Below are 19,132 nucleotides of genomic sequence, written 5' to 3'. Positions count from 1 at the left end.
TACGGTTAAATTCGGGAAAAGTCAATTTATTTTTGCTTGGCGGCCGCCAAAGTTCGGAATTCGCCGCATTTTAGCCGCTGGTGGGACGCGAAAACCGCCAAGTCCGAATCGACTTGGCGGCGGTGGCACCGGCGAACCGCACGATGGCGGCCGCTACCGGCTGCATATTCGGCTTAGAAGTACTTGCGGTGCCAGAACTGAAAGCCCAGCAGAATCGCGATCACCAGCGAGATGACGATGGTGATGATCCACGACACGTGCATGTTGGCCAGCGGCAGCTCGACGTTCATGCCGTAAAACGAGAAGACCAGGGTGGGGATGGTCAAGATGATCGAGTAGGCGGTCAAAAACTTCATCACGCCGTTCATGTTGTTGGAGATGATCGACGAGTAGGTGTCGGCGGTTTCGTTGATGATGGAGTTGGAAATCTGCGCCATTTCGGTCCCTTGCTGGTTTTCAATCAAGATGTCGTCTAGGAGGTCTTGGTCCTCCTCGTTGAGGCGCAAGGGGTTGCTGCGCTGCAGCTGCAGCAGCACGTTGCGGTCGGTTTTGAGGCTCATCATGAAGTAGACCAAGCCGCGCTGAATGCCCATCAAGGCGTAGAGTTCCTCGTTTTTGAGGTTGTTTTGCAGCTTGTTTTCAAGCGCCTCCCTGGCCTTGTTGATGTCTCTGAGGTAGGCCAGGTAGGCGACGGTCGCCTTGTAAAGCATCAACAGCGCCGCCTTGTTCTTGAGCTTGGGGTTGAAGTTTGGCACCTTGCCCTCGGCAAACAGCGCGAGCAGCGGCTGCGGGTTGGCGTCGATGGTGATCAGGGCGGTGCTGGTGATGATGATGGCCAAGGGCACGGTTTGGTAAGTCGCGCGGCCCTTGGGGTCCAGCGCGGCGACCGGCATGTCGTAGATCATCAGGTGAGCGTCCGAGTCCTCGTCGTACTCGTAACGCGCCCCTTCGTCGGGGTCCATGCCGTACAGCAGGAAGTCTTCGGACACCCGCGCTTTTTTCTGCAGCTTCATCAGCTCTTCGGGGGTCGGATCGACCACGTTGATCCAGACGTTGGCCTCGATTTTGTCTTGTGCCTTCATCTTCCCCACGGTATCATCGAATTTATAGACCGAAAGCATGTTACCCTCCTTTGGGGGTTTTCCCCTAGTCTACTTTAAATTCGGGGGAAGTGACAGAGAGGAGCACAATCTGTGCGAAAAATCAGTGAAAAGGCGGCGGCGATGGCGGCCCTTGGGCCACTGTTCGCCTGCCCAGTGTGTCACAAGCCGCTGGCCGTCGACGGCCTGAGCCTGACGTGTGAGAACCAGCACCGCTTCGACTTGGCCAAGAAGGGCACCGTCAACTTCCTGAACAAGCCGGTGGCCACGGAGTACCTCGCCCCGATGCTGGCGGCCCGGCGGCGCATGCTGGACGCCGGGTTCTTCAAGCCGTTCCTCGATGCGATTCAAGCGCAGCTGACCGAGGCCGACCGCTTCTTGGACATCGGCTGCGGCGAAGGCACCCCGACCGCCTACCTGACAGCAAGCGGGGCGACCGGCGTCGGCTTTGACATCTCCGCCCCGGCGATTCAGCTGGCCGGCGGGTTGAATTCGCCAGCCATTTTTTGCGTCGCCGACCTGGCGCGACTGCCGTTTTTGGCCGGCAGCTTCACGACCATCGTCGACCTGTTTTCGCCAGGGGCTTACGCCGAGTTCGACCGGGTGTTGGCGCCGGACGGCCGCCTGTTCAAGGTGATTCCGGCCAGCGACTACCTGCGCGAGCTGCGCGTCGGGCTGTACCACGACACGGACAAGGCGACCTACTCCAATGCGGAGGTGAAGGAACGGTTTATTGTGCATTATCCGAAAACAACTGTACAACATATCGCCTACGACTTTCCGCTGACAAAGGCACAGTTTGCCGACCTGATGGCGATGACGCCCCTGACCTGGCAGGCCCCGGCGGAGCGCCGCGCGGCGATGCTTGAGCAGCCGCCGGCCAGCATCCACGTGGGGGTCGAATTGTTACAGGTGAACAATTGTGAAAAATAGGGTTGAATTCTTTGACACCGGGTGTTAAATTACTCTTAAGCATTTTTATTTCTGGCTTTTATCAGGGCTTGCTTTTGGGAAATTGATAAAAGTTAGCGATGGAAAGCTTCACTAACGCATTGCCTTGCCGTGCTTGACACCGAGGCGATGCGTTTTTTTGTGGCCAGAGCGGCGGCCGGCGGGTTTAGCGGGACGGGTAGCGCCGGGGCGGCGCTTGGGGCGGTCCATGCCCCGAGCGACGGACCAAGCAGGCCGCTGCCGCGTTGCCGGCTGTAGCTCGACGTGGCCAGAGCGGCGGCCGGCGTGGTTGGCGAGGCGGGTAGCGCCGGGGCGGCGCTGGGGGCGGTCCATGCCCCGAGCGACGGACCAAGCAGGCCGCTGCCGCGTCTGCCCGGCGCCACGTGTCGTTTCAGTACCGCCCGACCACCGCCAGCGCCGCCGCGTGGCGCTTGCCCGCCGCGCCGCGGCGGCGAACTTGTGCTACACTAGACTTCAGAATGGCGCCGTGTCGCTTGCGGCGCGAGTGGAGGAAATTATGGCGAACCACATTGTATTGTTCGAACCGCTGATCCCGGCTAACACCGGCAACATTGCCCGGACGGCCGCGGCCACCGGCAGTTTTTTGCACCTGATTCGGCCGCTGGGTTTTGAAACGGACGACAAGCACCTGCGACGCGCCGGGCTGGATTACTGGGACGCGGTCAAAATTCAGTACCACGACTCACTGGCCGACTTCATGGCGACGGTGCCGGATCTGACGCACCTGTACCTGGTCTCCAAGTTTGCGTCGCGAACGTACTCGGATGTCGACCTGGCTGACACCAGCGTCGATCATTACTTCATGTTCGGCAAGGAAACCACCGGCCTGCCCGAGCCCTTCATGCGAGCGCATGAAGAGCTGGCAGTTCGCATTCCGATGACCGAAGACGTCCGGGCCCTGAACCTGTCCAACTGCGCGGCGCTGGTGATTTACGAGGCGCTTCGGCAGCAGGACTTCGCCGGGCTGCAGCGCGTTCACACCTACCCGCACGATAAGCTCAAGTGAGCAACCGTTTTCTATAGAAGAAGCACTGATTAGGAGGTCGCATGAAACTCGTCTTAGCCGAAAAGCCCAGCGTGGGCAAGGAGCTCGCCCGGGTCCTCGGGGCGACCAAGAAGCAGGAGGGCTACTTTGAAGGCGCCGGGTACCTGGTGACCTGGTCTTTGGGCCACCTGCTGACGCTTAAAATGCCGGAGGACTACCACCCGGAATGGGCGCAGTGGACCTTCGACACGCTGCCGATGATGCCCGAGTCGCTGGGCATCACGCCGCTGCGGGAGACGCGGCGGCAGCTGAACGTGGTGGCCAAGCTGGCCAAGCGAGCGGACGTTGAGGCGGCGATTATCGCCACGGATGCCGGGCGCGAAGGGGAGCTGGTCGCGCGGTACATTTTTGATTACCTGAAGTTCGACAAGCCCCTGCTGCGGCTGTGGATCTCGTCGCAAACCGACGCGGCGATTCGAGACGGCTTTGACAACCTCAAGCCGGCCAGCGAGTACGAGAATCTGTATCAGGCCGCGCTGGCCCGGGCCGAGGCCGACTGGCTGGTGGGGCTGAACGTCTCACGCGCCTTGACGGTCAAGTACCAAGATTCGCTCGCCGCCGGGCGGGTGCAGACGCCGACGCTGGCCTTCGTGGCGGAGCAGGAGCGACAACGCGCCGCCTTCGTGCCGCAAGCGTACCGGCAGCTGAGCGTGACGACGCCGCAGGGTACCGCCAAGCTCGCCCGGTGCCTGAGCCAGGATGAAGCCGATCAACTGGCCGAAGCGTTGGCCGATCAGGCGCTTGTGGTGACCGCGGCGGCGCAACAAGACGTCGTCGAAACGCCGCCTTTGCCCTACGACTTGAACACGCTGCAGCAGGCGGCCAGCGACCAGTTCGACCTGTCGCCCAAGCAGACGCTCAACAGCTTGCAGCAGCTGTACGAACGCGAGAAGCTGGTGACCTACCCGCGAACCGACTCGCGCTATTTGACTCGCGATCTCGCGGCGACCATGCCGCGGCGGCTTCAGGCCATCGGCGGCTACAGCAAAACGGCGGCGCAGCTCTCACGCAACGCGGCCGCGACCCCCGGCGTCTACAACGACGCCAAGGTGCGGGACCACTACGGCCTGATTCCCACCGAGGAGCCGGTCAACCTGAGCCACCTGAGTGCTACGGAGCTCAAGCTGTACCGCCTGATCGCCGACCGCTTCATCGACTTGTTCAAGCCGGCCTACCGCGCCACGGTCACGACCTACACGCTGGCCGGCGCCGGCGAAACCTTCACGCTGACGACCACCGCGGTGGTGGCGCCGGGCTTCAAGGACGTCGCGATAAGTCAGGATGCGCCGCTTGCCGTCGGTGACACGCTGGCCGGCACCGCGGCGGTGGTGGTTCGCACCACCCAGGCCCCGCCTTTGCTCAGCGAAGCGGCGCTTTTGGGCCGGATGGATCAACACGGGCTAGGCACCCCGGCGACGCGAGCCGACATCATCGAGAAGCTGCAAAAAAGCCAGCTGATGCAAAAGGTCGGCCGCGGCCTGACCGTGACGGCCAAGGGCAACCAGCTGCTCACGCTCGTCAACCCCGCCTTGGTCACGCCTGATCTGACCGCCAAGTGGGAGGCGGCCTTGGCCGGCATCGAGGCCGGCACGGTGACCCGTGCCGCCTTCATCGCCGACATCAAGGCGACCACCACCACCTTGGTGCGGGAGATTCGCAGAAGCGACGTCGCCTACCGCAACCCGAACCTGACGCAGAAGCTGTGTCCGACTTGCGGGTCGCGGCTGGCGGAGAAAACGACCAAAAACGGGGTGCGGCTGGTCTGCAGCAACCCGACTTGCAGCTACAGCCGCGCCAGAGACGCCCGGCTGTCCAACCACCGCTGCAGTCAGTGTCACAAGAAGATGGTGGTGCTGCAAGGGGCCAAGGGCGAGTACTTCAAGTGCCAAAACTGCGGCAACACCGAGCCAATCAAGAAAGGCGCCAAGCGGTCCAGCAAGCGTGAGGACGCCAAGCTGTTGAAGCAGTACAGCGGCCAGGACCAAGACGCCGGCGAAAGTCCGCTGGCCTTGGCGCTGAAGGCCGCGATGAACAAGCAGTAGCTTTTGTGGAGGAGACCGATGGCAACCAGAAAAACCGCAACCAAGCGCAAGCGCCGCCCGACGCCGCGCCGCAAAAAAACCGACCACACGCTGAACTGGATCGGCGTGGGCTTCATGCTTGTGGCGCTGCTCGCCGGGTTTCACCTCGGTCTGATCGGCACCGGGCTGGCCAACTGCCTGCGCCTGGCGGTCGGCAACGCCTATCAGGTGCTGGCCGCCGGCTTGTTTGCCTTGGGCATCTGGCTTCTGGTCGCCGGCCGACTGCCCAAGGTCGCGCCGCGCTACTGGGGTGGCAGCACCCTGGTGGCGCTATCCGGCCTGGGGCTTTGGACGGCCAACAGCATGGGCAAGCTGGCCGTGCATGACCACTTCCTGCTGGTGACCTGGCGGCTGCTCAAAAGCGACTTCGCCCGGGCCAGCGCCGCCACCGATGTCGGCGGCGGCCTGCTTGGCGGCGGTTTGTTCAACCTGTTTGCCCCCCTGATCAGCCGCGTCGGGGCGGTGGTGCTGTTCGCCCTGGTGGCCCTGGTCGGCCTGGCGATTCTGCTGGGCATCACGCCGGCGCAGTTTTTTGCCGCGTGTTCCTGGACCGGCGGCAAGCTGGCCGGCGCCTGGAACGGCCTGGCCGAGCGGCTGGGTGGCTGGCACTGGCCGCGCCGGCAGCCCAAGGCGGCTAAGCCGCAGCCGGCCGCGACCGCACCGGCGTCTGAGGTGGCCGACCCCCAAGGCGACCCGGCGGCCAAGGTGCTGCCCGACCCGCTGCCGCAGGATGATTTTCAGATCAACGTGGCGGAGAAACCGGCGCCGCAGCCGCAACCAGCGCCCGAGCCGGCGCCCGAGCCGGCGCCGGTGGCCACGGATGATGAGGCCGAGCTGGCCACGGATTCGGCCAGCGACTACCAGCTGCCGGGCCTGGACCTACTGTCGGCGATTCCGCCGGCCGACCAAAGCGGCGAGCTGGAGAAGATTAAGCAAAACCGCGTCAAGCTCAAGCAGACGCTTGAGAGCTTTGGGGTACAGGTGACGGTCAAGGCGGCGACGCTGGGCCCGAGCATCACGCAGTACGAGATTCAGCCGGCCGTCGGGGTCAAGGTCTCCAAAATTGTGAACCTGGCCGACGACCTGGCGCTGGCGCTGGCCGCCAAGGACATCCGCATCGAGGCGCCGATTCCCGGCAAGCCTTTGATCGGCCTGGAGGTCCCCAACGCCAGCATCGCCACCGTCGGCTACCGGGAGGTGCTGGAGAAGACCCCGCCGCACCCGGGCAAGCCGCTGGTGATTCCACTGGGCAAAGACGTCGCCGGCCAGGTCGTGACCTTCGATCTGACCAAGATGCCCCACCTGTTGATCGCCGGGGCGACCGGGTCCGGGAAGTCGGTGATGATCAACGTCATCATCACGAGCATTCTGATGACCACCAAGCCCAGCGACGTGCGGCTGATGCTGATCGACCCCAAGCGCGTCGAGCTGTCGGTTTACAACGGGGTGCCGCACCTGCTGACGCCGGTGGTGACCGAGGCCAAAAAGGCCCCGTCGGCCCTGAACAAGGTGCTCGCCGAGATGGACAAGCGCTACCAGCGCTTCTCGGACACCGGCGTTCGCAACATGACCGAGTTCAACCAGAAGGCCCAGGCGCAGCCCGAGGCCGGTTTGACCAAAATGCCTTACATCGTGGTGATCGTCGACGAGCTGTCCGACCTGATGATGGTCGCCGGCGCCGAGGTCGAAACCGCCATCGTGCGGCTGGCCCAGATGGCCCGGGCGGCCGGCATTCACATCATCATCGCCACCCAGCGGCCATCCGTCGACGTCATCACCGGCCTGATCAAGGCCAACGTGCCGTCGCGCATTGCCTTTGCCGTGTCTTCCGGGGTCGACTCCCGCACCATTTTGGACACGAACGGCGCCGAGACCTTGCTGGGCCGCGGCGACATGCTGTACGATCCGATCGACGCCGCCAAGCCGGTTCGCATCCAGGGCGCGTTCATTCCGTCCGAGGACGTCGAGGCCGTGGTCGCGGCGATCACGGATCAGGTGGCCCCGGCCTACGAGGCAGACATGCAGCCAAGTGAGGTCAAGGAAGGCGGCTCCGCCGAGTCCGACGACGAGCTGTACCCGGAGGCCAAGGCCTTCGTGATCGCGCAGCAAACCGCCTCGACGTCGCTTCTGCAGCGGCGCTTCCGCATCGGCTACAACCGCGCCGCCCGGCTGATCGACGACCTGGCCCAAAACCAGGTGATCGGCCCGGCCGACGGCGCCAAGCCGCGCAAGGTCTTCGCCCAGCCCGACCCGCAAGACGGCCAGCAGTAGGCGGCGCCGGCCGTCGCCACCGCAAGCGCGAGGCCGCGGCAGCGCCGGGTTGAACCGCGACCCCAGCGCCGCGCCGCCATCAACAATTGTGCCGGGTCCCCGGCACCAAGGAGTAGAGAGCTTGAGAATCGAACTGACTTCCGGCGTTCACCTGAACGTCATTCCCACGACCAAATTCAAAACCACCCGCATCGCGGTGCATTTTCTGGCGCCGGCCCAAGCCGATCAGTACGCCGCCCGGACGCTTTTGACCAGCGTGTTGGAGACGGCCTGCGCCGCGTATCCGACCCAGGCCGCCTTGGCCGCGGAGCTGGAGACGCTGTACGGGGCCAATTTTGGCATCGGCGTCGGCAAGGAAGGCGGTCTGCACCGGGTGACGGCGACGCTGGACCTGGTGGCCGACACCTTGGCGCAGGCGCCGCTGTTGGCCCAGGGCTTCGCCTTTTTGCGCGAGTGCTTGGGCCGGCCGCTGACGCAGGCGGGGCAGTTCGATGCCGCCGTGTTTGAGCGGGAGCAGGCCAACCTGATCGATTACCTCAACAGCCTGGACGAGGACCGCCAGACCCAGGCCAGCCTGGGCTTGCAGGCGCTGTACTTCGAAGACCCCGCCCAGCAGGTGCCAAGCTTTGGCACGGTGGCGGGGCTTGCGGCGCTGACCAACGCCGAGCTGTGGCACACCTACCAGACCATGCTGGCCCAAGACCAGATCGAAATCGTGGTGCTGGGGGATGTCAACCCGGCCGCGGTGACCGAGCTGGCCGCGACGCTGGGCTTTGCCCCGCGCAACCCGGCCCAGGCCCTGGTTCAGATCGATCAGGCCACGGCGGCCGTGCGGCGCCAAACCGTGGCCGTCAGCGTCAATCAGGCCAAGCTCGACCTCGGCTACCACATCGACGTGGACCTTTACGGGGCCGATTACTACGCCGGGCTGGTGGCCGTCGAGCTGTTCGGTGGCTCAGCCTTGTCCTTGCTCTTCACCAATGTGCGGGAAAAGGCCAGCAAGGCTTACTACGCCAGCGCAACGCTGGACCCGTTTCGCCACTTCGTTCAGGTTCAAACCGGCATCGACCCGGCCGACGCGGCGGTGGTGACGGGGCTGATTGCCCAGCAGCTTGAATGGGTGCAGACTGGCGACTTCACCGATGCGCTTTTGACCACAATCAAGGATGGCCTGCTCAACGGCCGGCTGATCGCCTACGACGCGCCGCGCTTCCTGGCTCGCCAGGCGTTGCTTCACGCCTTGGTGCCGACGCACCAAGACGGCTACGCGGCCTTTGCCGCCGGCGTGGCCGCGGTGTCCAAGCAGGCGGTGCAGCAGGTGGCTTCGACCATGCAGCTGCAGGCGGTGTACCTGCTGTCCAACAAGGAGGGGAACTGATGGCTCAGACTTATCCGGAGGTCGGGGAGACCCTGCACGACGTCACGCTTGAGAACGGCTTGCGCGTCTTGATCGTACCCAAGCCCGACTACCACGAGACCTACGCGCTGTTTGCCGTCAACTACGGCGGCATCGACGTGCGGTACGTGCCGGCCGGGGAAAGCGAGATGGTGGAAGACCCGGCCGGCATCGCGCATTTTTTGGAGCACAAGCTCTTTGAAAAGGCCGACCACGACGCCTTTGACCTGTTCGGCGCCACCGGGGCGGCCAGCAATGCCTTCACCGGCGCCAACACCACGGCTTACCTGTTCTCAACCAGCCGGGCGGTGGCCGAGAACCTGACCACCTTGTTGGATTTTGTCCAGGACCCGTACTTCACGGACAAGACGGTGGCCAAGGAAAAAGGCATCATCGGCCAGGAAATCCAGATGTACCAAGACACCCCGGGCTGGCGCCTGTACTACGGCCTGCTCGGCAACTTGTACCCCACGCACCCGGTCGCCCAAGACGTCACCGGGACGCTTGCGTCCATCGCCGAGATCACCCCGGCGGCGCTGCACCGCGCCTACCGCACCTTCTATCAGCCCAGCAACATGACGCTGACGGTGGTCGGCAACGTCGACCCGCAAGCGACGCTGGACCTGATTGCGGCCAACCAGGCGGCCAAAACCTTCGCGAAGGCGCTGCCCATCACCCGCGGCGTCGCCCCCGACTACGACGTGGCGACGATTCTGCCTTACCGCAGCCTGAGCCTGCCGGTCGCGCGGCCCAAGGCGGCCGTGGCGATCAAGGGCCAGCGGCCGGTCACAGACGACCTGGCCGGCACCCGCTTTCAAGTCGCGGTGCGGCTTTTGCTCGAGATGCTGTTCGGCGACTCCGGCGCCTTGTACCAGGACTGGTACGACCAGGGGCTGATCGACGACTCCTTTGACTGTGACTACCAGGCCGGGGCGACCTACAACTTCCTGACCTTCGCCGGCGACACCGAGGACCCCCAGGCGCTGTCCGACGCCTTGGTCGCGGTGATCGCCAAGGGTGCCGACCAGGTGCTGGACCCCGCGCGGTTCGCCCGGCTGAAGCAGGCGGGGCTTGGCAAGTACTACCAGGGGATGAACGCCTTGGACAGCATGGCCAACCAGCTGAGTACCCAAAGCTTCACGGCGGTCAACGCCTTTGAGCTGGCCGGGGTGATGCGCGACGTCACCTTGGACGACCTACACCAGGCGGCGGGTCAGCTGTTCGATCTGGACGCTGTGACGGTTTGCCACGTGTTCCCGGAGGTGGAGGCATGAGGCGCTGGGCCCTAGTGATCGGCGCGTCGGGCGACATCGGGGCGGCGGTGGCCGCCCAGCTGGCCGCAGACGGCTGGTCTTTGTACCTGCACTACCACAAGAATGCCCAGCGGGTGGCGACCGCCTGTGCCGAGCTGGCCGCGGCCTACCCCAAGCAGGACTTCTTGAGCCTGCAGTACGACCTGACCGACGGCGACCACCTGGATGACCTGGTCGGCCAGCTGTTCGCCGTGGATGCGGTGATTTTTGCCGCCGGGCAGACCTACTACCACCTGTTTAAGGCCACGACGCAAGCGGAGCTTGCGGCGCTTGCGGCGGTGCATCTGCTGACGCCGATGGCCCTGGTCGCCAAGCTGCAGGACAAGCTGGCCAGCAGCGGCCACGGCCGGGTGATCTTCATCGGGTCGGTTTACGGTGGCAGCGGCAGCGCGATGGAGGTCGCCTACAGCACGGTCAAGGGCGGCCAATCCGCGTTCGTTCACGCCTACGCCAAGGAGGTCGCAAGCCTGGGCATCACCGCCAACGTGGTGGCGCCTGGGGCGGTGGCGACCAAGATGAATCGCACCTTCGACGCGGCGACGCTTGCGGCGGTTGAGGCCGACATTCCCGCCGGCCGCTTCGCCAAGCCGGCGGATGTGCGTTATTTTGTCCGGATGCTCTTGGACCCGGCGGCCGATTACTTGACCGGCCAGACCCTGTACGTGACCGGCGGCTGGCTGCAGTAGGCTTCTCAACAATTTCTTAATTCATCAGTGTGGGGATTCATGCTATACTGAAAATAGACATTCTAAGACTAGCGGGTGAAGAAAACACATGGATGAAATTGGGCAAAAACTGCGGACGGCCCGGATTGAAAAGGGGTACACCCTGGATGATCTGCAACAGATCACCAAAATCCAGAAACGTTATCTGATTGCAATCGAGGAGGGACGCTTTGCGGCCCTGCCCGGCGATTTTTACGTTCGCGCCTTCATCAAGCAGTACGCAGAGACGGTGGGGCTGGACGCAGACGCCTTGCTGACGCAATTCCAACAGGACATTCCGGACACGCAGCCGCAGGAATACGCGACCCAGTCGGTTGAGAACACGACGCGCAAGACCCGGGCCGTGGTCAACAGCCCGGCCAAGAAGCTGCGCCGCCACGGCTTTGCCGTCGGTATCGTGGTGCTGGCCGTGATTTTGGTCGGCGTGGTTTACTGGGTGGCCTGGCGGGCCCAGTCCGGCGACCGCCAGACGATTCCGACCGATTCCTCGTCCGTCGCGGTGTCTTCGAACAAGAAGGCCGACACCGCAAGCCAAAAGGCGGCGGCCTCGAGCAAGAAGGCGGCTTCGGCCAGCAAGAAGAAGGCGGCCGCATCCTCGAGCAAGAAGAAGGCGGCGACCAAGCTGGCGATCAACGTCGCGGCCTCTGACACCGCGCAGCAAACCGCGACGATCACCAATCTGCCGGCCAGCGGCAACAAGCTGACCATCGGCGCCGGTGACGCCGCCGCCTGGGTCTCTTTGACCGTCAACAACGCGGTCACCTGGCAGGCGACGCTTGCCGCCGGCACCACCCAGGACGTGGCGCTGCCGGACGGCGCGACGACCTTCAGCATTCGCTCCGGCAACATGCCGCAGACCACCATCAAGCTCAACGGCACCGCGGTGGATGCGTCCAACGGCACCCGCATCGTTCGCACGATCACCTTCACCGCAGATGCCGCGACTAGCTCCTCGGAATCAGGTGAGTAAGATGAACCTTCCTAACAAGCTGACCGCGATTCGGATGTTTCTGATTCCAGTGTTCACGCTGATTCTGGTCTTCGACTGGCCCAGCGGCGCGTTGACCTTGGGCGGCACCAAAATCGGCTGGAGCCTAGTGGTCGCGACGGTAATCTTCGTCGGCGCGTCTTCGACCGACTTCGCCGACGGGCAGATCGCCCGGCGCAACCACTTGGTCACCAACTTCGGCAAGTTCGCCGACCCGCTGGCCGACAAGCTGTTGGTGATGACCGCGTTCATTTTCCTCACCGCCAACGGCACGATTCCCGCCTGGGGTACCGCCATCATCTTGTGGCGGGAGCTGGCGGTCACCGGCCTACGCCTGCTGCTCTCCAAGGAGGGCGAGGTGCTGGCGGCGGCCTGGCCGGGCAAAATCAAGACGGCCACGCAGATGTTTGCCATCATCTTCCTGCTGATGAAGGACTTCGGTGCGGGCTTCCCAATCGGGCTGGTGTTGTTCTACGCCGCCGTGTTCTTCACTCTGTACTCCGGCATCGACTATTTCTACAAGAACCGCGGCGTGTTCGCGGATTCGTTCTAGACTGACACACAAGACGGCCACCGCGCATTTGCCCAACTTGGGAATGCGCGGTGGCCGTCTTATTTGCGCGGGATGACGCTCGGGGCCGGGCCGGCCGGTCGCCTAGGGTGATGGCCGGCTGGCTTTGGCTCGGCTGGTGTGGGGTCACCTACAAAAGGGCTGGTTGTGGCACCGTCGCGTTGCCTGCCCGGCAGTCACAGTGCCTTGGTGAAGCAGATGATGCGGTTGGCTTCCGTGACGTGCAGCGCCTGGTGGAACCGCAGGCTGGCGAGGTTGTCGAGCTCGCAGTCGCTGGCAAACTCGGTGCATCCCTGCGCCTTGGCCCAGGCCTCACAGCCGGCGACCAGCGCCCTGGCGTAGCCGCGGCGGCGCTCGGCCGGCTTGACGAAAATCCCCTCCAGGTAGCCGACGGGACTGGTGCTGGTGCCTTCCACGTAATCGTGGCGCAGCGAACACTGGGCGAAGCCGATCGGCGAATCGATTGCGCCGATCAAGAAGAACTGCGACTGGTCCCGTGCTATAATCGCGGCGAGCTCCGCTTTAAGGGCGCCGACATTGTGGTGTGGCCACAATTGGGCGGCTAGTTCTGTGAGCTGGTCTAGGTCTTGGATGGCTGCGGGTTTCAGCATAGCGGTCCCTCCTGGTTTTGACCGCCGTTACGAGCGCGGCGGCCTAGTTGTCTTCAGGATACAAGTTTTGGGCGCGACTTGCCAGGGCACGGCCCGTCCCCAATCTTTTTGGCCGCCGGCGTGGTAAACTGAGGCGGAACGCATAATCTATTAGAGGTGGCAAAATGCAAGCAGAAATCATTGCAGTGGGGACCGAGATTTTGCTCGGCCAGATCGTCAACAGCAACGCGTCGGTGCTGGCGTCAGAACTCGCGACGCTGGGTATCGACAGCCTGAACCAGCAGGTGGTCGGCGACAACGGACCGCGGCTGGACGCCGCCATCACGCTGGCCGAAAGCCGCGCGGATCTGATCATTCTGATCGGCGGCCTCGGCCCGACCAAAGACGACCTGTCCAAGCAGACGCTGGCCGCTCACCTGGGGGTTGACCTGGTGGTGGACCAGCCGAGCCTGGCGGTGCTTGACGCCTACGCCAAGCAGTGGCACAAGGTGATGACCCCGAACAACCGGGTGCAGGCGATGCTGCCGGCCGGGGCCACGCCTTTGCCCAATACGGTCGGCTTGGCGGTCGGCGCCGTCAGCACGGTCGGCAACCGGCGCTACGTGCTTTTGCCCGGGCCGCCCAAGGAGTTTGCGCCGATGGTGTCCGGCCAGCTGGTGCCTTACCTGAGCCGGCTGGTCCACGGGGATGCGGTGCTTGAAAGCCGGGTGCTGCGCTTCTTTGGCATCGGCGAGTCGCTTTTGGCCACCGAGTTGGCCGACCTGATCGATGCGCAGACCAACCCGACCTTGGCCACCTACATCAAAGACACCGAGGTCACGCTGCGCATCACCGCCAAGGCGCAGACGCAGGCGGCGGCGCAGGCGCTGATTGACCCGCTGGAACAGACGGTGCTAGGTCGCGTCGGCCAGTACTTCTACGGCTACGGCGACGCCAACAGCCTGGAGGCCGAGCTGGTCAAGGCCCTGGCCGCGTCGCACTGCACTATCACCGCCGCGGAGTCCTTGACCGCCGGCGCCTTCCAGGCCACGCTGGCCGGGGTCGCCGGGGTGTCCGCGTGGTTCAAGGGCGGCTTTGTCACCTACTCGAACCACACCAAGGCGACGCTGCTCGGGCTCAACGAGGCGACGATTGACGCCGATGGCGCGGTCAGCGAGGCGACGGCCAAGGCGATGGCCCAGGCGGCGCGGGAGCAGGCCGAGGCCGACTTGGCCCTGAGCTTCACCGGCGTGGCCGGCCCCGGCCCCAACGAAGGCGTGGCCGCCGGTACCGTGTGGATCGGGCTGTCGACGGCCGCCGGCACGACGGCGACGCTGTACCACTTCCCGGGCAACCGCCAGCTGGTTCGCGCTCGCGCGGTTAAAACCGGCCTGTTCACCGCGCTACAGGCGCTGCGAGCGGCGGCAAAATAATCAGAACACCCGTTCGATTTTTCCTTGCACTTCCCCGAACGCTCTTGTAGAATAAGGGAAGACAAAACCTGATTGGAGGGTTCTCTTTGGCTAAAGATGAACGACAGGCAGCGCTTGACGCTGCGTTGAAGAAGATCGAAAAGAACTTCGGTAAGGGCTCCATCATGCGGATGGGCGACAAGGTCGACACCCGCATCTCCACGATCTCAAGCGGTTCTTTGGCGCTGGACAACGCGCTGGGCGTCGGCGGCTTCCCGCGGGGCCGCATCGTCGAGATTTACGGTCCCGAAAGCTCGGGGAAGACGACGATTGCGCTGCACGCCGTGGCCGAGGTCCAAAAGGCCGGCGGCACCGCGGCTTACATCGACGCCGAAAACGCGATGGACCCCAAGTACGCCTCGGCCCTTGGCGTCAACATCGACGAGCTGCTACTGTCGCAGCCGGACACCGGCGAGCAAGGACTTGAAATCGCCGACGCCTTGGTGACCTCCGGGGCCGTCGACATCGTCGTCGTCGACTCCGTGGCGGCCTTGGTGCCACGCGCCGAAATCGAAGGCGAAATGGGTGATGCCCACGTCGGCCTGCAGGCGCGGCTGATGAGCCAGGCGCTGCGCAAGCTGAGCGGTTCGATCAACAAGACCAAGACCATCGCCTTGTTCATCAACCAGATCCGCGAGAAGGTCGGCATCATGTTTGGTAACCCCGAAACCACCCCGGGCGGTCGCGCCTTGAAGTTCTACGCGACGGTTCGCCTGGAGGTGCGGCGTGCCGAGCAGATCAAGGACGGCACCAACGTCATCGGGAACCGCACCAAGATCAAGGTCGTCAAGAACAAGGTGGCCCCGCCGTTCAAGGTGGCCGAAGTCGACATCATGTACGGTCACGGGATTTCCCAAACCGGTGAGATCATCGACATGGCGGTCGAAAAAGACATCGTCGACAAGTCCGGCTCTTGGTACGGCTACGGCGATGAGCGCATCGGCCAGGGCCGCGAGAACGCCAAGACCTACCTGGACGAGCACCCTGACATGAAGGCGGAGATTCGCCAGAAGGTGCGGCTGGCCTACGACATGGACGAGGCCAACGAAGAGGCCGAAGAGGGCCTCGAAGAGGTCGCCAAGAAGGCCGGCAAGAAGCCCGAGGAGCCCGACATTTTCCAGGCCACGGCCAAGGACGATGCGCCAGCCGACAAGGATTCAAAGACCAACAAGGGCATCAAGTAGCAAGACCCAAGAGCCCCACCCGCAAGCCTGCGGGTGGGGCTTTTGGCGTCCAGGGGTGGGGTCAGTCGGTCACCGGCACCTCCCGGGCGACCGGCTCGCCGATCACCGGCAGCGCCTGGCCCAGCGTCAGGTCGCGCAAGGCGGCGATGGTCGCCGGCACCGCGGCCGCTTTCACCACCAGCGTCAGGGTGACCTGCGCTTGGTAGTCGGTGTCTTCGATGGTCACCCCGGTGGCTTCGGCCCAGCGCTGCACCGGCCCCAGCAGGTGGTAGGGCAGGCGCAAGGAGAGCTTGCGCATGGCGACGCGACGCACGATGCCGACGGCGTGGACCGCGTCTTGAACGCTGTTGGCGTAGGCGCGAATCAGGCCGCCGGCACCGAGCTTGATGCCGCCGAAGTAGCGGGTGGTCACCGCGACCACGTCGTGCAACCCCATCGCCTTGAGCACCTCAAGCCCCGGCACCCCGGCCGTGCCGGCGGGTTCGCCGGCGTCTTGGGCCCGTTGAATCTGGTCTTGGTCGCCCAGCAGGTAGACCGGCACGTTGTGGTTGGCCTTGTACTCGCGCTTTTGCACCGCGGCGATGAAGGCTTGGGCCTGGGCCTCGGTGGTGACGCGGCCCAGGCGGGTGATGAAGCGCGATTTTTTGATGATTAAAGTGTTCTCGCCCGGTCCGGCGATGGTGCGGTAATCGGCTGACATGCGTAATCTCCTTGTGAGGTGATGCAAAATGCTGCAAGTGTTGGAGGCGGAAGCAAGCCGCCTGGCTAGTCTCAGTGTAGCACAGACCACCGTGCTTGCCGCGGTGGAAAACCGGCGCGGCCGGCCGGTTTGCGTCCGGTGTGGCCAAAGCGATTTTGCCGCCCTGCCCGGCGGCCAGCGGTACTGCCTAGCCTGCGTCGGCATGGGGCGGGTGACCACCGCAAGCCGGCTGGTGCGAGCGGCGCTCGGCCCGGTGCCGGTGGCGGGGCCGCTGACTTGGCGCGGCGAGCTGACCGAAGATCAGGCCGCGGCGGCGCAGGCGGTGGTGGCCTCGGTTGCGGCCGGGCGCGACCACCTGCTGTGGGCGGTGACCGGGGCGGGGAAGACCGAGATGCTGTTCCCCGTCATCGCCCAGGCGCTTGCGGCCGGCCAGCGGGTGGCGGTGGTGTCGCCGCGCGTCGATGTCGTGTTGGAGCTGGCCCCGCGGCTGGCTGCGGCCTTTGCCACGACGCCCATTGCGGTGTGGCACGGCGGCGTCGCTTGGCCGCAGCCGGATGCCGCCTTGGTGGTGGCGACGTCGCACCAGATGCTGCGGTTTTACCACCACTTCGGGCTGATGATCATCGATGAGATCGACGCTTTCCCGTTCTCGCAGACGCCGATGCTGGCCTACGCCTGTGCCCAGGCGGTGGTCGGGCCGACCGTGCTGTTGAGCGCGACGCCGCCGGTTGCGACGCGGCGGCTGGCTCGCCGCGGTGCCATCGGCCTGAGCTACCTGCCGCGCCGCTTCCACCAGGCGCCGTTGCCAGAGCCTGCGGTACTTTTGGTGAAAACCGCGGGGCTGCCGGCGGTGCTTCCCCCGGCGCTGTGGCGCTGCTTGCGGCAGTGCCTTGCGGCCAAGCGCCAGGCGCTGGTGTTCGTGCCCGACACCCGCTGGGTCGCGCCGCTGACCGAGGCGCTGGTGGGCAAGGGCATCGCGGCGGCCGGCGTCCACGCCAGTGCTTCCGACCGCTTGGCCACCGTGGCGGCCTTTCGCGCCGGGCGAGTGGCGGTGCTGGTCACCACCAGCATCCTGGAGCGTGGCGTCACGATCCCGCGCTGCGGCGTGATCGTGCTGGCGGCGGAACGCGCCCAGTTCCCCGCCAGCGCCTTGGTGCAGATGGCGGGTCGCGCCGGTCGGGCCAAGGCCAGCCCGGACGACCCGGTGTGGTACCTTGCCGGGCATTTCACCTGGGCGATCGCCAAGGCGCTGCACGAGATTCGCACGATGAACCGCCGAGGTCGGCGATGACCTGCCGGTGGTGCCACCGGCCGCTGACCCAAGACTTCGCACTCGCGGCGCTGGTCAGCCTCAGGCCGCTGCGGCTGGCGCGGCTGTGCCCCCGCTGCCAGGCCCGGTTCACGCGCATCGCGCCGGCGACCGCGTGTCCGGGGTGCGGCCGGGCGAACTCGCCGCGCCTGTGTCGCGATTGCCGGCGCTGGGCGGCGGCCGGCTACCCGTCCTTGCACCACCGCGCCTTATTTACTTACGGTGAGGACATGCGGTTGTTCATTCAGCAATACAAGGGCCAGGGCCACTACCAGCTGCACGACGCCTTCGCCGATTGCTTGGACCTGAACCGGCGCGGGTTGGCACTGGTGCCCTTGGTCAGCGAGCCCAAGCACCTGGCCCGGCGCGGCTTTGACCCGGTGGTCGGGTTGTTCGGCCACCTGCGCTTGAGTGAGTGGCTGACCAAGGCCGACACGGCCCAGCCCCAGGCGGAGAAAACGCGCCGAGAACGCCTGGCGACGCCGCAGTCCTTCACGGCGACGCTGCCGGCTCACCCGGCGCCGCGGGTGCTGTTGCTGGACGACCTGTACACCACCGGCCGCACACTCTACCACGCCCAGCAGGCGCTGGTGGCGGCGGGGTACCGCGGGGAGATTCACAGTTTCTCCCTGATTCGTTAACAGAATATGGTTTGTTTCTGAAGCGCGAGTTCGCTATAATAGAGAAGAAGGGTGAAAGGGCTTTAACGCCCGACCACCCGCGCCTGATTCTACCTCAGGCGGATGAAAGGGGAGAAGTTTTATGCTAACATACAACGTTCGTGGCGAAAACATCGAGGTCACCGATGCCATTCGGAATTACGTTGAAAAGCGCATCAGCAAGCTGAACAAGTTCTTCGAAAGCTCAGTCGAGGCGATTGCGCACGTTAACTTGAAAGTGTACCCGGACAAGACGGCGAAGGTCGAGGTCACGATCCCTTTGGCCTACCTGACGCTGCGGGCTGAGGAAACCAGCCCGGATCTTTACGCAAGCGTCGACTTGGTGACCGACAAGCTGGAGCGGCAGGTTCGCAAGTACAAGACCAAGATTAACCGCAAGTCCCGCGAAAAGGGCTTCGCCCCGATCCAGGTCGACACCCCGGAGGCCGCCCCAACCGACGACGACAGCTTGCAGGTGGTTCGGACCAAGCGCGTGTCCCTGAAGCCGATGGACTCCCAAGAGGCCATCCTGCAGATGGACATGCTCGGGCATAACTTCTTCATCTTCGAGGACGCAGACACCAACGGCACCAGCATCGTGTACAAGCGCCGCGATGGCCGCTACGGTCTGATCGAAACCGACGAATAACAGCACGACGGCAGGCCAACGCGGCCTGCCTTTTTTGATTCACCGGCGACTTGGCCTGGACCTGGCGCAGTTTTGGGGTTCGGGCCTTTCATTGAATTATGAACAAT

The 19,132-nt window shown here is 64.5% G+C and carries 17 protein-coding genes; 14 read left to right on the top strand and 3 right to left on the bottom strand.

All coding sequences use genetic code 11. From position 1 onward, the window contains the following. Positions 1-173 precede the first annotated feature (173 nt). Positions 174-1,121, bottom strand: a complete 948-nt coding sequence (locus ACYVRZ_RS11150; protein ID WP_461226909.1) for a magnesium transporter CorA family protein — start codon at positions 1,119-1,121, stop codon at positions 174-176. Between the two features lie 72 nt (positions 1,122-1,193). Between ACYVRZ_RS11150 and ACYVRZ_RS11145 the strand changes: the two genes are divergently transcribed. From ACYVRZ_RS11145 to pgsA, 9 genes are all read left to right on the top strand, one after another. Further along, complete coding sequence (locus ACYVRZ_RS11145; protein WP_461226907.1) at positions 1,194-2,033, top strand: putative RNA methyltransferase; 840 nt, start codon at positions 1,194-1,196, stop codon at positions 2,031-2,033. A gap of 535 nt (positions 2,034-2,568) precedes the next feature. Next, positions 2,569-3,078, top strand: coding sequence for a tRNA (cytidine(34)-2'-O)-methyltransferase (locus ACYVRZ_RS11140; protein ID WP_461226905.1), 510 nt, complete (start codon positions 2,569-2,571; stop codon positions 3,076-3,078). 41 nt (positions 3,079-3,119) lie between these two features. Then, positions 3,120-5,159 carry a DNA topoisomerase 3 gene (locus tag ACYVRZ_RS11135; RefSeq protein WP_461226903.1) on the top strand — a complete coding sequence of 680 codons (2,040 nt, stop codon included), beginning with the start codon at positions 3,120-3,122 and terminating at the stop codon, positions 5,157-5,159. An 18-nt stretch (positions 5,160-5,177) separates the two neighbouring features. Continuing rightward, the gene (locus ACYVRZ_RS11130; protein WP_461226901.1) at positions 5,178-7,469 is read left to right on the top strand and encodes a DNA translocase FtsK; all 2,292 of its coding nucleotides are present in this window, start codon (positions 5,178-5,180) and stop codon (positions 7,467-7,469) included. 121 nt (positions 7,470-7,590) lie between these two features. Continuing rightward, positions 7,591-8,847: an EF-P 5-aminopentanol modification-associated protein YfmF gene (yfmF, locus tag ACYVRZ_RS11125; RefSeq protein ID WP_461226899.1), complete on the top strand. Its 1,257-nt coding sequence runs from the start codon at positions 7,591-7,593 to the stop codon at positions 8,845-8,847. Then, the gene (yfmH, locus tag ACYVRZ_RS11120; RefSeq protein ID WP_461226962.1) at positions 8,844-10,139 is read left to right on the top strand and encodes an EF-P 5-aminopentanol modification-associated protein YfmH; all 1,296 of its coding nucleotides are present in this window, start codon (positions 8,844-8,846) and stop codon (positions 10,137-10,139) included. Before yfmF ends, yfmH begins: the two co-directional genes overlap by 4 nt. Next, on the top strand, positions 10,136-10,864 hold the full coding sequence (gene ymfI, locus ACYVRZ_RS11115) for an elongation factor P 5-aminopentanone reductase (protein WP_461226897.1): 729 nt from the start codon (positions 10,136-10,138) through the stop codon (positions 10,862-10,864). The genes yfmH and ymfI overlap by 4 nt, the downstream gene beginning before the upstream one ends. An 88-nt stretch (positions 10,865-10,952) precedes the next feature. Continuing rightward, entirely contained in the window at positions 10,953-11,873 is a 921-nt protein-coding gene (locus ACYVRZ_RS11110; RefSeq protein ID WP_461226895.1) for a RodZ domain-containing protein, read from the top strand. A gap of 1 nt (position 11,874) precedes the next feature. After that, on the top strand, positions 11,875-12,444 hold the full coding sequence (gene pgsA / locus ACYVRZ_RS11105) for a CDP-diacylglycerol--glycerol-3-phosphate 3-phosphatidyltransferase (RefSeq protein WP_461226893.1): 570 nt from the start codon (positions 11,875-11,877) through the stop codon (positions 12,442-12,444). A gap of 194 nt (positions 12,445-12,638) precedes the next feature. On the opposite strand, the gene aac(6') is transcribed toward pgsA, so the two are convergent. After that, complete coding sequence (gene aac(6') / locus ACYVRZ_RS11100) at positions 12,639-13,073, bottom strand: aminoglycoside 6'-N-acetyltransferase (RefSeq protein ID WP_461226891.1); 435 nt, start codon at positions 13,071-13,073, stop codon at positions 12,639-12,641. A gap of 164 nt (positions 13,074-13,237) precedes the next feature. Here aac(6') and ACYVRZ_RS11095 point away from each other — a divergent pair, with 164 nt between their 5' ends. Next, complete coding sequence (locus tag ACYVRZ_RS11095; RefSeq protein ID WP_461226889.1) at positions 13,238-14,485, top strand: competence/damage-inducible protein A; 1,248 nt, start codon at positions 13,238-13,240, stop codon at positions 14,483-14,485. 86 nt (positions 14,486-14,571) lie between these two features. Further along, complete coding sequence (gene recA / locus ACYVRZ_RS11090) at positions 14,572-15,708, top strand: recombinase RecA (RefSeq protein ID WP_262315525.1); 1,137 nt, start codon at positions 14,572-14,574, stop codon at positions 15,706-15,708. Between the two features lie 61 nt (positions 15,709-15,769). Here recA and ACYVRZ_RS11085 read toward each other — a convergent pair whose 3' ends face one another. Next, entirely contained in the window at positions 15,770-16,408 is a 639-nt protein-coding gene (locus ACYVRZ_RS11085) for a YigZ family protein (RefSeq protein ID WP_461226887.1), read from the bottom strand. A 28-nt stretch (positions 16,409-16,436) separates the two neighbouring features. Here ACYVRZ_RS11085 and ACYVRZ_RS11080 point away from each other — a divergent pair, with 28 nt between their 5' ends. From ACYVRZ_RS11080 to hpf, 3 genes are all read left to right on the top strand, one after another. Continuing rightward, positions 16,437-17,699, top strand: a complete 1,263-nt coding sequence (locus tag ACYVRZ_RS11080; RefSeq protein ID WP_461226885.1) for a helicase-related protein — start codon at positions 16,437-16,439, stop codon at positions 17,697-17,699. Next, positions 17,696-18,358 carry a ComF family protein gene (locus ACYVRZ_RS11075; protein WP_461226883.1) on the top strand — a complete coding sequence of 221 codons (663 nt, stop codon included), beginning with the start codon at positions 17,696-17,698 and terminating at the stop codon, positions 18,356-18,358. The genes ACYVRZ_RS11080 and ACYVRZ_RS11075 overlap by 4 nt, the downstream gene beginning before the upstream one ends. Positions 18,359-18,479: 121 nt before the next feature. Then, positions 18,480-19,025, top strand: a complete 546-nt coding sequence (gene hpf, locus ACYVRZ_RS11070; RefSeq protein WP_461226881.1) for a ribosome hibernation-promoting factor, HPF/YfiA family — start codon at positions 18,480-18,482, stop codon at positions 19,023-19,025. Positions 19,026-19,132 lie beyond the last annotated feature (107 nt).

The organism is Lacticaseibacillus suihuaensis (assembly GCF_054785075.1).
This window is presented reverse-complemented; position numbering and strand designations above follow the sequence as displayed.